The sequence below is a fragment of the Streptomyces sp. URMC 123 genome (assembly GCF_051386515.1).
Lineage (GTDB): Bacteria > Actinomycetota > Actinomycetes > Streptomycetales > Streptomycetaceae > Streptomyces.
In genome coordinates this window covers 21,943-35,064 of the sequence record NZ_JBPQTV010000029.1, presented here as the reverse complement: position 1 = coordinate 35,064, position 13,122 = coordinate 21,943, and the positions used below count along the sequence as shown (strand labels likewise).

The following is a 13,122-nucleotide window of genomic DNA, read 5'->3' as shown; positions in this document are numbered from 1 at the left end:
GTGGGGTGGTGCTTCGCCCCGAAGGGGCGGGAAATGGCCCCGGCCTTCAGCGCGGCCCCCTCTCCTGCCCCGAAGGGGCAGGGTGTTTTCCCCGGCCTTCGGCCGGGGTGGAGGTGGTGGTCCGCACCGAAGGCGCGGGCAGACGCTCGTGGCGCTCACGGCACAGGCAACGTGGCCCCAGCCGGAGGCCGGGAAACGCACACCCCCGCCCCTTCGGGGCGGGCAAAGGCCCCCGGCCTTCGGCCGGGGGTATGGGAGCCGTGCCGGAGGGGCGGGGAAGCACCACCGGCCGAGGCCGGGGAATGCAGGGGCGAGCCACGACGGGGGCGTCGCGCGGACTCGCCCGGAGGGCGCGCCGTACGTCAGGGGCAAGCCACGACGGGGGCGTCGCGCAAAGAACGAGCCGGGGGCTAGGACTCGTCCAGGGAGACGCTCGTGAACGTCGAGACCGTGGCGTAGCCGAGGCGTTCGTAGAGGCGGCGGGCCGTCGCGTTGGTGGAGTGGACGGAGAGCGTGCACTCCGGGTCGCCGGAGGCGAGGACGCGGCGGGTCAGCCACGAGGTGACCGCCGCACCGAGCCCCTGCCCGCGCCACGCGGGCCCCGTGGCGATCGAGGCGAGGTGGGCGACCCCGGTCGCCGGACGCCGCTGCAGCGCCCCGACCGCCGCGAGGTCGCCGCCGGGCGCGCGGACGGCCGCCCACAGCTCGACCTGGGGGTCGCCGGGCCGCACCGCGTACCCCGGGCTGGCGACGGCGAGCAGCGCGCCGATCTCCGCCGGGTCGCCCTCCGCCGCGGCGACCCGTTCCTCACCCCGTACGGGCTCGGGCGCGCGCGCCGCGGTCATCAGTTCCCAGTGCTCGTACGCCTCGGCGTCGTCCGCCGGGTCCGGGGCGCCGGGGACGCCGTCCAGGTCCGTGCCGCGCGGCACGGTCACCCCGTACGGAGGCTCGGGCAGGTCCGCGAGCACCGCGCGCAGCAGCCGTCCCGCCGCGGCGGGTTCGCCGACGAGGGTGATCCAGCCGGCGGGGTCGGGCCCGGTGGCGGTGCCGTAGGCCGCGGCGCCGTCCGCCGCCCAGGCCGGCCCGGTCCAGGACGGGGCGATCAGGCCGCGGGTCCACGGGTCGGGGGCGGCGGCGAGCAGGTCGGTGCCGGTGGCGAGGCGGGTGGGGGTCAGCACGTTCTCTCCGTGGTGTGGGGGCCGGGAGGGGCCGGGACGGCGGACGTGAGGCGCTCGGTGACGTCGCCGACCAGCGCCGGCTCGTCCGGCACGAGGTAGAAGTGGCCGCCGGGGAAGCCGCGGGCGGCGAAGCCCGCGTCGGTGGTGGCGGACCAGGCGAGTACGTCGTCGACCGGCAGCTTGTCGTCGCGCTCGCCGTAGTAGGCCGTGACCGGCGTGGCCAGCCGGACGCGCCCGGCCCGTACGCCCGCACCGACACGTACGTCCGCATCGGCCCGTACGCCCGCATCGGCCCGTACCTCCGCCGCGTACCGGTCGAGCAGCCGGTAGTCCGCCCTGATGGCGGGCAGCGCGAGTTCGCGCACCTCGGGGTGGTCGAGCGCCGCGGACACCGGCCCGCCGCGCCGGACGACCTCGGCGATGAGCTCGTCGTCGGGCAGGTCCCCCGTGCCGGTGGGCCGCAGTCGCTGCGGCGCGCAGCGCGCGGAGACCAGCAGGGCCGCGGGCGGCGCCGCGTGCTCCTCGGTGAGGCCGAGCGCCACCTCGTGGGCGACGGAGGCGCCCATGCTGTGGCCGAAGAGGACCAGCGGGCGGTCGGTCAGCGGGAGCAGCGCGGAGACGATCGCGTCGCTCAGCTCCCGCATGCCGGCCGGGCAGGGCTCGCCGATGCGGTCCTCCCGCCCGGGGTAGCGGACGGCGGCGACCTCGACGTCGGCGGGGAGCCACCGGGGCCAGGAGCGGAAGAAGGACGCGGTGCCGCCGGCGTGCGGGAAGCAGATCAGCCGGGCGCGGGGGTCGGGGACGGCGCGCAGCACGCGCAGCCACCGGGAGGCCGCGGGCGTCACACCCGCCTCCGGTACGCGCGGATCGACAGCCCCGCGAACAGGGCGATCAGGCCGACGCTCCAGGCCAGCGCGCCCAGCACCTGGTGGGCCACCGGGCCGCCGATCATCAGGTTGCGGGCGGCGTCGACGACGAGCGTCATCGGGTTGTTGGCGACGATCACCCGCAGCCAGCCGGGCATCGTGCCCGGGTCCACGAAGATCGAGCTGCCGAACTGGAACGGCACCATGGCGAGCATGCCGACGCTCTGCACGGTCTCGGGCGTGCGGGCGACCAGCCCGATGTAGGCGTGCATCCAGCACAGGGCGATGCCGTAGAGCAGCACGATGCCGATGGCGGCCGCCGCGGAGACGACCGAGGTGTGCACCCGGAAGCCGATCAGCAGGGCGAAGGCGAGGATCACGAGCTGGCTGACGAGCATGCGCAGCGCGTCCGCGAGGATGCGCCCGGTCAGCACGGCGGAGCGGGCCACCGGCAGCGAGCGGAAGCGGTCCATCACCCCGTTGGTGAAGTCGGTGTTGAGGCTCAGCCCGGAGCTGCGGGAGGCGATGGTGATGGTCAGCGCCATGATGCCGGGCATCAGGTACTGCCGGTACTCCGCGTTGCTGCCGGAGATCGCGCCGCCGAAGACGAAGACGAAGATGAGCGCGAAGACCACCGGCATCAGGGTGGCGTCGAGCACCTGGCCGGGGCTGGCCAGCACCTTGCGCAGATTGCGGCGGGCGATGGCCAGGGAGTGCCGTACGGTCTGCGTCACGCCCGGTACGGAGCCGATGGGTCCGCGGTCGTCCAACGCGCCGGGGGATGGGGTGATCACGCTCATGCCGCGCTCCTCGTTGCCTCGTGTGCCGTGCGCGCGCCGGCCGCGTCCGCGTCGGTGTCGGGCGCGCCCGTGTCGGCCGTGTCCGCTCCGTCCGCTCCGGTCGTGCCCGCGTCCGACGCGTCCGCGCCGGGCGCCCCCGTGAGCGTCAGGAAGACCTCGTCGAGCGTGGGCACATGCGTGTTGATGCCGGCGAGCGGAATGCCGGCCTCCGCCAGCACCCGTACGGCCGCGGTGAGCCCCGCGCTCCGGTCGGTGAGCGGGAGCTGCACCAGGCCGGCGTCCGGGTCGATCTCGGCCTCGCCGATGCCGCCGGCGCGCAGGGCGCCGCGCACCTCGGCGAGCCGGGCCGCGTCCTCCGGCACCACCCGCAGCACCTGTCCGCCCACCCGGCGGCGCAGCTCCTCCGTGGAGCCGGAGGCGATGACCTGCCCGCGGTCGATGACCACGAGCGAGTCGGCGAGCGCCTCCGCCTCCTCCATGTACTGGGTCGTGAGCAGCACGGTGGTGCCCGAGCCGGCCAGCGCGCGCACCTCGTCCCACAGTTCGTTGCGGCTGCGCGGGTCGAGCCCGGTGGTGGGCTCGTCCAGGAACAGCACCTTCGGGTTGCCGACCAGGCTCACGGCGATGTCCAGCCGGCGGCGCATGCCGCCGGAGTAGCCGCCGGCGGGGCGGCGGCCGGCCTCGGTGAGGGAGAAGCGCTCCAGCATCTCGTCGGCCCGGGCGCGCGCGGCGCGGGCCGGCAGGTCGAGCAGCCGCCCGACCAGGTAGAGGTTCTCCCAGCCGGAGATGTCCTGGTCCACCGCCGCGTACTGGCCGGTCAGGCCGATCAGGGAGCGCACCTGGGGGGCGTGGCGCACCACGTCGTAGCCGTGGATCTCCGCCCGCCCGCCGTCCGGGCGCACCAGCGTCGCCAGCATTCTGACGGTGGTGGTCTTGCCCGCCCCGTTGGGGCCCAGCAGGCCGAGCACCCGGCCCGCCGTCACCTCCAGGCTCACCCCGCGCACTGCGGGGGTGCCCCCGAAACTCTTGACCAGATTCTCGATCCGGATCGCCGTCGTCATCGGGTCCTCTCGCTTCTTTCTCCGGTGGCCACCGGAGGCGGCCGGTGGGCACGGTCAGCACCGGCTGCACCACCACCAGCCCCTGACAGCAACCGGCAGGCCGACCGTAGGAGCGGGGGCTATTGGCCGCTTATCGCCTCCGTATCCGGGGCCGCGGGCCGGGGTGAAAGGGCGTCAATAACGCGACGAAAACCGCCGTCCGTAGCGTCCGTCGACAGATCGCGCCGAGGTCGTACGGCCCATGAGCGAATGAGGAGTCGACAGTCATGGAAGGTGTGCCGATGCGGGGTTCCGAGCGGCCGGTGGGCCGGCAGGCCCGCACCGAGGGGGCCGCGGGGCCGCGCGGGGCGTACGAGCCGTACGCGTCCCTGTCGGCCAGGCTCGCCGCGCACGCGGCCCGTACGCCGGAGGCCCTCGCGCTGACCGGTGCCGGCCGCCGGTGGAGCTACCGCGAGCTGGCGGACGCCGCGGGGCGCCTCGCCGGGCGGCTGCGGGCCGAGGGCGTCGGGGCGGGCGACACGGTCGCCGTCCACGCGCACCGCCACCCGCGGCTGTTGATCGCCCTGCTCGCGATCGCCGAGGCGGGCGCCGCGTTCACCGTCCTGGACTCCGCGTACCCCGCCGAGCGGCTCGCGGACTGCGCGGACCGGGCCCGGCCCCGGGTGTGGCTGGACTGCACGGGGGAGGGCGTGCCGGCGGTGGCCGCGGGGGCGACCCCGGTGATCGGCCCGGCGGCGGACGGCTCCTGGCCGGGGGCGGCGGACGTCGTTACGGGTTCGGGCGTTGCCGTTACGGGTTCGGGCTCGGGCGTTTCGGGCGTGGGCTCGGCCGTTTTCGGTTCGGGCGCCGACCGCGACCCGTGGGACACCGCGTATCTGACCTTCACCTCCGGCACCACCGGCCGGCCGCGTGCCGTGCTCGGCGCGTGGGCGCCGGTCGCGCACTTCCTCGACTGGTACACCGACACGTTCGGCCTCACCGCCGACGACCGCTTCGCCGCGGTCTCCGGCCTCGGCCACGACCCGCTGCTGCGCGACCTGTTCGCTCCGCTGTGGGTGGGCGCCTCCGTGCACGTGCCCGGTCTCGACCCGCGGGACGCGGCCGGGCTGGGGCGCTGGCTGGCGGACGAGGAGATCACCGTCCTCCACCTGACCCCCGGGCTCGGTGACGCCCTCGCCGACGCCGCGCCCGCCGGGGGCTGGCCGCGGCTGCGGCAGGCCGGCTTCGGCGGCGAGCCGCTCGGCCGGCACACGGCCGCCGCGTGGGCCGGGCTCGCGCCCGCGGCCCGGCTGCTCAACCTCTACGGCGCGACGGAGACCCCGCAGGCGATCTCGGTGCTGACCGTGCGCGAGCCGGGCGGTCCGGTGCGCGCGGAGGGCGGCGCCCGGCTGCCGCTGGGCCCCGGCATCGACGGGGTGACGCTGCTGGTGCGCACGGAGGACGGCCGGCTGGTGCCGGCCGGGGACGCGGCGGCGGCCGCCGGCGGCGAACTCGTCGTCCGCACGCGCTACCTCGCCCGCTACGCGGACGAGGGCGACCCCACCCAGACCTCCGGCTTCGCCCCGGCGGAGTCGGTTTCCGCGGGCCGTGCGGGTGCGTCGGCGGACGGCCGCACCCAGGCCGCTGACGCGGCCGGCGCGCGCCGCGAGGGCGCTTCCGGCGCCGACGCTGGCCCGTATGCCGGCTCCGCGGCGGAGGCCGCCGCCTGTGCCGGGCTCGACGTCGGCTCCGCCGGCCGCATGATCGGGGGCGGCACCCGTTCCGAGGCGCCCCCCGCGCTCGGGGCCGGTGCCGTGGCGAACGGCCCGGCCGAGCCGGGTTCCGCCGGCCGTGCCGGCGGTTCGGACGCCGCCCCGGCGGCGGACGGCCCCGCCGCGGCGGACGTGCGCCCCGAGGGCGCTTCCGGCGCCGCGACCGCTGCGCGTCCCCAGGCCGCTTCCGGCGTGGACGCTGGCGCGTGCGCCGCGTCCGGCGCGGAGGCCACGGCCCGTGCCGGGCTCGACGCCGGCTCCACCGGCCCCATGACCGGGGGCGGCGCGCGTTTCGAGGTGGCCCCCGCGCCCGGGGCGCGTGCCGTTCCCGCCCCCGCCGTGCGGGACTACCGCACCGGTGACCTCGTGCGCGGCAACGGCGACGGGACCCTGGAGTACCTGGGGCGCGCCGACGATCAGATGAAGATCCGTGGCCATCGCGTGGAGCCGGCCGAGATCGAGGCCGTGCTCGCCGCGCAGCCCGGCATCGCCGCCGCGGCCGTGACCGCCACCCCCGACGCCGCCGGCGACCAGCGGCTCGTCGCCTGTCTCGTGCCCGAGGCCGGGGCCGGGGCGCCGGCCGTCGAGGAGATCCGCGCCGCCGTCGCCGCGCGGCTCCCCGCGCACATGGTGCCCGCCGCCTTCACCGTCCTGGACGCGCTGCCGCTCACCCCCAACGGCAAGGTGGACCGGGCCGCGCTGCCCGTGCCCGCCGCCGACTCCGCGCCCGCCGGAGCGGCGGCCGCCGGCCGGCCCGTACGCGCCCCGCGCACCCTCCGCGAGGAGGTGCTGTGCGGGATCTTCGCCGAGGTGCTCGGCGTCCCCCGGGTCGGCATCGACGACGACTTCTTCGCCCTGGGCGGCCACTCGCTCAAGGCCAACCGCCTGATCAACCGGGTGCGCAAGGCGCTCGGCGCCACCCTGTCCGTGCACGCCCTGTTCGACGCCCCGACCGTGGCCGAGCTCGCGGCCCGGATCGACGACGCCGACGCGGGCCGCCCCGCGCTCGTCCCCGTCGACCGCCCCGAGCGGATCGCGCTCTCCGCCGCCCAGCACCGCCTGTGGTTCCTGCACCAGGTGGAGGACAGCGGCGCCGCCTACAACGTGGCGCTCACCCTCGATCTGCGCGGTCCGCTCGACCGCGCCGCGCTGGCCGGGGCCCTCGCCGACCTGACGGCCCGTCACGAGGTGCTGCGCACCCGCTACCCGGCCGTGGACGGTGTCCCGTACCAGGAGGTGCTGGAGCCCGCCGCGTTCCGCCCCGAGCCGCTGGTCCACGAGCTCCCCGAGCCGGGCGAGGCCGGCGGCGAGGCCGCCGAGCGCGCGCTGCGCGAAGCCGTGGCCGAGGCCGCCCGGCACCGCTTCGACCTGGAGGCCGCGCCCCCGCTGCGCGCCGTCCTCTTCCCCGTCGGCCCGGAGCGGCACGTCCTGCTCCTGCTGCTGCACCACATCGTCACCGACGGCTCCTCCCTCGCCCCGCTCAGCCGCGATCTGTCGACCGCGTACGCGGCCCGACTGCGCGGCGAGGCGCCCGCGTGGCAGCCGCTGCCCGTCCAGTACGCCGACTACGCGCTGTGGCAGCAGGCCCATCTCGCCGACGGCTCCGCGGCCATGGAGCGGCAGGCCGCGTACTGGAAGGAGCGGCTGAGCGGCCTCCCCGAGGTGCTGGAGCTGCCCACCGACCGGCCCCGGCCAGCGGTCGCCAGCGGCCGCGGCGGCCTCGTCGACCTGACCGTGGACGCCGAGCTGCACGAGCGGCTGACCCGGCTCGCCCGCCGGACCGGCACCACCGTCTTCATGACCGTCCAGGCCGCCCTGGGCGCCCTGCTGACCCGGCTCGGCGCCGGCACCGACATCCCCATCGGCACCCCGGTGGCGGGCCGCGGCGACGAGGCCCTGGACGATCTGATCGGCTTCTTCGCCAACACCCTGGTGCTGCGCACCGACACCGCGGGCGACCCGACGTTCCGGCAGCTGCTGGGCCGGGTGCGCGCCGGTGACCTGGCCGCCTTCGACCACCAGGACCTTCCGTTCGAGCGGCTGGTGGAGATCGTCAACCCGGCGCGCTCGCTCGCCCACCACCCGCTGTTCCAGACCATGCTGACCTTCGCGGGCACCACCCGCGCCGCGTTCGCGCTGCCCGGTCTGGACGCCGAACTGACCACCGTGGACAAGCGGGTCGCCAAGTTCGACCTGTCCTTCTCGTTCCAGGAGCGCCACGCCGACGACGGCGCCCCCACCGGCATCGCCGGCACCCTGGAGTACGCGGCGGACCTCTTCGACGAGGAGAGCGCCCGGGCCCTGGCCGACCGCCTGGTCCGGCTGCTGGCCGCCGCCGCGGCCGACCCCGATCAGCCGCTGAGCGCCCTGGAGATCCTCGCCCCCGAGGAGCGGCTGCAGCTGCTCACGGGCTGGCACGGCGAGCGCCGCGAGGTGCCCGGCACCACGCTCACCGCGGTGTTCGAGGCCCAGGTGGCCCGTACGCCCGGGAACCCGGCGGTCGAGCACGCCGGCGAGCACCTGGACTACGCGGCGCTCAACGAGCGGGCGAACCGGCTGGCCCGGCTGCTGGTGGCGCGGGGCGTCGGCCCCGAGCGCCATGTGGCCGTCGCGCTGCCCCGCTCCACCGACCTGGTGGTGGCCCTGCTCGCGGTGGTCAAGGCGGGCGGCGCCTATCTGCCGCTCGACCTGTCCTACCCCGCCGAGCGCACCGGCTTCATGCTCCAGGACGTCGCCCCGGTGGCCGTGATCACCGACTCGGCCGGCCTGCCGGACCTGACGGCCGCCCTGGACCTGGCCGCGCTGCCCGACGGCCCCGAGCCGCTGGTGCTCGACGCCCCGGGGACCGCGCGGGAGATCGCCGCCGCCGCGGGCCACGACCTGACCGACGCCGAGCGCCTCGCCCCGCTGACCCCCGCCCACACGGCCTTCGTCATCTTCACCTCCGGCTCCACCGGGCGCCCCAAGGGCGTCATGGTCGAGCACCGCTCCCTGTGCCTCTACCTGGCCTGGGTGCGGCAGGCGTACGACGCGGTCGCGGGCCGGGCGCTGGTGCACTCCCCGGTCTCCTTCGACCTCACCGTCACCGGCCTGTTCGCGCCGCTGACCGCCGGCGGCTGCGCCCATCTGGTGCGGCTGGACGGGGCCACCGCCCCCGACGAGGTCACCGACGCGACCCGGCCCACCTTCGTCAAGGCCACCCCGAGCCATCTGCCGCTGCTGATCGAGCTCGCCGACCGGTTCTCGCCGTCGCGCCAGCTCGTGCTGGGCGGCGAGTCGCTGATGGGCGAGGTGCTCGACCAGTGGCGGGCCCGCCACCCGGGGGCGACCGTCATCAACGAGTACGGCCCCACCGAGACCACCGTCGGCTGCACCGAGTACCGCATCGAGCCCGGCGACGCCGTGCCCTCCGGCGTGGTGACCATCGGCCGGCCCATCTGGAACACCCGGATGTACGTGCTGGACGCGGGGCTGCGGCCGGTGCCGGTCGGGGTGCCCGGCGAGCTCTACATCGCCGGTGACCTGGTCACCCGCGGCTATCTGGGCCGCCCGGAGCTGACGGCCGGCCGGTTCGTGGCCGACCCGTACGGCCCGGCCGGCTCGCGGATGTACCGCTCGGGCGACGTGGTGCGCTGGGCCCGGGACGGCCAGCTGCAGTTCGTCAGCCGGGTGGACAACCAGGTGAAGCTGCGCGGCTTCCGCATCGAGCTCGGCGAGATCGAGACGGTGCTCGGCGCGCACGAGGCGGTGGCCCAGGCCGCGGTGATCGTGCGCGAGGACCGGCCCGGGGACAAGCGGCTGGTGGCGTACGTGGTGCCGGCCGCCGGCGGCTGCGACGAGGCGGCGCTGCGCGCCCACGCGGCGGCCGAGCTGCCCGACTACATGGTGCCCTCCGCGTTCGTCGCGCTGGACGTGCTGCCGCTGACCCCCAACGGCAAGCTCGACCACCGGGCGCTGCCCGTGCCGGACTACGCCGAGCGCGTCGCCGGCCGCGCGCCGCGCACCCCGCGCGAGGAGATCCTGTGCGGTCTGTTCGCCGAGGTGCTGGGCATCGACCGGGTCGGCGTGGACGACAACTTCTTCGAGCTGGGCGGCCACTCGCTGATGGCCACCCGGCTGATCAGCCGGGTGCGGTCCGCGTTCGGCGTGGAGCTGCCCATCCGGGCGCTCTTCGAGTCCCCGACCGTGGAGCGGATCGCCGAGCGGCTCGCCGAGGCGGGCGAGGCCCGCGCCGCGCTGGCCCCGATGCCGCGCCCGGAGCACCTGCCGCTGTCGTACGCGCAGCACAGGCTGTGGTTCCTGAACCGGCTGGAGGGCCCGAGCGCCACGTACAACGTGCCGCTGGCGCTGCGGCTGAGCGGGCACGTGGACGAGGAGGCGCTGCGTGCCGCCCTCGCCGATGTGGCCGGCCGCCACGAGAGCCTGCGGACGCTGTTCACCGAGGTGGACGGCGAGCCCCGGCAGCTGATCCTGCCCGCGGACGGGGTCGCCCCCGCCCTGGAGACCGTGCGGGTCGCCGAGGAGGACATGGACCGGGCGCTGGCGGAGGCCACCGGCCGCGCCTTCGACCTGGCCGGTGAACCGCCCGTGCGGGCCACGCTGTTCCGGGTTTCCGAGGAGCACGCGGTGCTGCTGGTGCTGATGCACCACATCGCCGCTGACGGCTGGTCGACGGCCCCGCTGCTGCGCGATCTGTCCGCCGCCTACGCCGCCCGGCTCGACGGCACGGCGCCCGCGTGGGAGCCGCTGGAGGTCCAGTACGCCGACTACGCGCTCTGGCAGCGCCAGGTGCTGGGCGACGAGAGCGACCCGCAGAGCGCCCTCGCGCTCCAGTCGCGGTTCTGGGCGAAGACCCTCGCCGGCGCCCCGGAGCTGCTGGAACTGCCGCTGGACGCGCCGCGCCCGGCCACCGCCTCGTACCGCGGGGAACAGGTCGACGTGGCCATCGGCGCCGCCACGCACCGCGCCGTGGTGGAGCTGGCGCGCCGCACCGGCACCACGACCTTCATGGTCGTCCAGGCCGCCCTCGCCGCGCTGCTGAGCCGCATGGGCGCGGGCACCGACATCCCCCTCGGTACGGCGGTCGCCGGCCGCACGGACGAGGCGCTGGACGACCTGGTCGGCTTCTTCGTCAACACCCTCGTGCTGCGCACGGACGTCTCGGGCGACCCGAGCTTCCAGGAGCTGCTGGAGCGGGTGCGCGAGACGGACCTCGCCGCCTACGCCCACCAGGACATCCCGTTCGAGCGGCTGGTCGAGATCGTCAACCCGGCCCGCTCGCTCGCGCACCACCCGCTGTTCCAGGTGATGCTGGTCCTGCAGAACAACGCCGAGGCCGAGCCGGAGCTGCCCGGTCTGACGGCGTGCACCGTGGATCTGCGCGCCGCGGCCGCCAAGTTCGACCTCTCCTTCAACCTGCGCGAGCTGTTCGCCGAGGACGGCGCTCCGGCCGGCATCGGCGGCGGCCTCGTCTACGCCGTCGACCTGTTCGACGCCCGTACCGCCGCGCACCTCGCCGACTGCCTGGCCCGGCTGCTCACCGCCGCCGCGGCCGACCCGACCCGCCCGGTCGGCGAGCTGGAGATCCTCTCGCCCGAGGCCCGCGACCTGCTGCTGACCGGCTGGAGCGGCCCCGTCCGCGAGGTGCCGGCGGCGTCCGTGCCGGAGCTGTTCCGGGCCCAGGTCGCCCGCACCCCCGAGGCGCCCGCGCTGATCTCCGGCGACACCACGGTGAGCTACGCCGAGCTGGACCGGCGCGCCAACCGGATCGCCCACCGGCTGATCGCCGAGGGCGTCCGGGCCGAGGACCGGGTGGCCCTGCTCCACGAGCGCTCCCCGGAGGCGGTCGCCTGCCTGCTGGGCGTGCTCAAGGCCGGCGCGGTCTATGTGCCGCTGGACGCCCGCCACCCCGCCTCCCGGATCGAGGCGATCCTGTCGGCGAGCGGCGCCCGGCTGCTGCTCACCGACCGGTCGCCCGCCGAGCTCCCGCGGCCGGACGCGGTCACCGTGCTCCCGGTCACCGGCCTCGCCGCCGACGGCGGCGGCGCGGCGGACCGCGACCCCCACCTCGCCGTCTCCCCGGACCGGCTGGCGTACTCCATGTTCACCTCCGGCTCCACCGGCACCCCCAAGGGCGTCGCGACCACCCACCGCAACATCGCCGCCTTCGTCGCCGACTCCGCCTTCCGCGGCGGCGCGCACCGGCGCCTGCTGCTGCACTCCCCGCTCGCCTTCGACGCCTCGACGTACGAGCTGTGGGTGCCGCTGCTCTCCGGCGGCCAGGTCGTGATCGCCCCACCGGGCGACCTCGATCTGCCCGAGCTGGCCCGCACCATCACCGAGCGGGGCATCACCAGCGTCTTCCTCACCGCCGGCCTGTTCCGGCTGATGGCCGAGGAGCGCCCGGAGTGCCTGCGCGGCGTGCGCGAGGTGTGGACCGGCGGCGAGGTGGTGTCCACCGCGGCGCTGCGGCGGGTGATGGAGCACTGCCCGCGCACCACCGTCATCGACGTGTACGGGCCGACGGAGACCACGACCTTCGCCACCTTCCACCGGCTGCGCCGCCCGTACGACTACCCGGGGACCGTCCCCATCGGCGCCCCCATGGACAACACCCCCGCGTACGTGCTGGACGCGGCGCTGCGGCCGGTGCCGGTCGGGGTGCCCGGCGAGCTCTACCTCGCCGGCCCCGGCCTCGCCCGCGGCTATCTGGGCCGCCCGGAGCTGACGGCGGGCCGGTTCGTGGCCGACCCGTACGGCGCGCCCGGCACCCGGATGTACCGCACCGGGGACCTGGTCCGCTGGGACCACGAGGGGCAGCTGCACTTCGTCGGCCGCGCCGACGACCAGGTGAAGATCCGGGGCTTCCGGATCGAGCTCGGCGAGATCGAGACCGTGCTCGGCGCGCACCCCTCGGTCGCCCAGGCCGTGGTCACCGTCCGCGAGGACCGGCCCGGGGACAAGCGGCTGGTGGCGTACGTGGTGACCGCCTCCGCCGGCACCGGCGCTTCCGGTGGCTGTGACGCGGACGCCCTGCGCGAGCACACCGCGGGCCGGCTGCCGGAGTACATGGTGCCGTCCGCGTTCGTCGCGCTGGAGGCGCTGCCGCTGAACGCCAACGGCAAGGTGGACCACCGGGCGCTGCCCGTGCCGGACTACGCCGAGCGGGCCACCGGGCGGGCGCCGCGCACCCCGCGCGAGGAGGTCCTGTGCGGCCTGTTCGCCGAGGTGCTGGGCCTGGACCGGGTCGGGATCGACGACAACTTCTTCGACCTCGGCGGCCACTCCCTGATGGCCACCCGGCTGATCAGCCGGATGCGCTCCGTCTTCGGAGCCGAGCTGGCCATCCGGGCCCTGTTCGAATCCCCGACCGTCGCGACGCTCGCCGGTCACCTGGACACCGCCGAGAAGGCACGGCCGAAGCTGCGGCCGATGAAGAGGTCTGTTGAGGAGATGTCATGATTCCG

The 13,122-nt window shown here is 76.1% G+C and carries 5 protein-coding genes; 1 reads left to right on the top strand and 4 read right to left on the bottom strand.

All coding sequences use genetic code 11. The features are described from left to right. Positions 1-410: 410 nt before the first annotated feature. Genes ACSNOD_RS06565 through ACSNOD_RS06550 form a run of 4 tightly spaced genes read right to left on the bottom strand, consistent with a single transcriptional unit; the run spans position 411 to position 3,905 of the window. Complete coding sequence (locus tag ACSNOD_RS06565) at positions 411-1,178, bottom strand: GNAT family N-acetyltransferase (protein ID WP_436765796.1); 768 nt, start codon at positions 1,176-1,178, stop codon at positions 411-413. Next, positions 1,172-2,023 (bottom strand): thioesterase II family protein, encoded by an 852-nt coding sequence (locus ACSNOD_RS06560; protein WP_436765795.1) that lies wholly within the window; start codon positions 2,021-2,023, stop codon positions 1,172-1,174. Before ACSNOD_RS06560 ends, ACSNOD_RS06565 begins: the two co-directional genes overlap by 7 nt. Further along, positions 2,020-2,844, bottom strand: a complete 825-nt coding sequence (locus ACSNOD_RS06555; protein ID WP_436765794.1) for an ABC transporter permease — start codon at positions 2,842-2,844, stop codon at positions 2,020-2,022. Before ACSNOD_RS06555 ends, ACSNOD_RS06560 begins: the two co-directional genes overlap by 4 nt. After that, the gene (locus ACSNOD_RS06550; protein ID WP_436765793.1) at positions 2,841-3,905 is read right to left on the bottom strand and encodes an ATP-binding cassette domain-containing protein; all 1,065 of its coding nucleotides are present in this window, start codon (positions 3,903-3,905) and stop codon (positions 2,841-2,843) included. Before ACSNOD_RS06550 ends, ACSNOD_RS06555 begins: the two co-directional genes overlap by 4 nt. Positions 3,906-4,171: 266 nt before the next feature. On the opposite strand from ACSNOD_RS06550, the gene ACSNOD_RS06545 reads away from it, so the two are divergent. Further along, positions 4,172-13,117: an amino acid adenylation domain-containing protein gene (locus ACSNOD_RS06545; protein ID WP_436765792.1), complete on the top strand. Its 8,946-nt coding sequence runs from the start codon at positions 4,172-4,174 to the stop codon at positions 13,115-13,117. The last annotated feature ends 5 nt before the right edge of the window (positions 13,118-13,122 follow it).

Coding starts and splice junctions, on each gene's coding strand:
- ACSNOD_RS06555 (WP_436765794.1), bottom strand. CDS start 2,844: ATGAGCGTGATCACCCCATCCCCCGGCGCGTTGGACGACCGCGGACCC.
- ACSNOD_RS06550 (WP_436765793.1), bottom strand. CDS start 3,905: ATGACGACGGCGATCCGGATCGAGAATCTGGTCAAGAGTTTCGGGGGC.
- ACSNOD_RS06545 (WP_436765792.1), top strand. CDS start 4,172: ATGGAAGGTGTGCCGATGCGGGGTTCCGAGCGGCCGGTGGGCCGGCAG.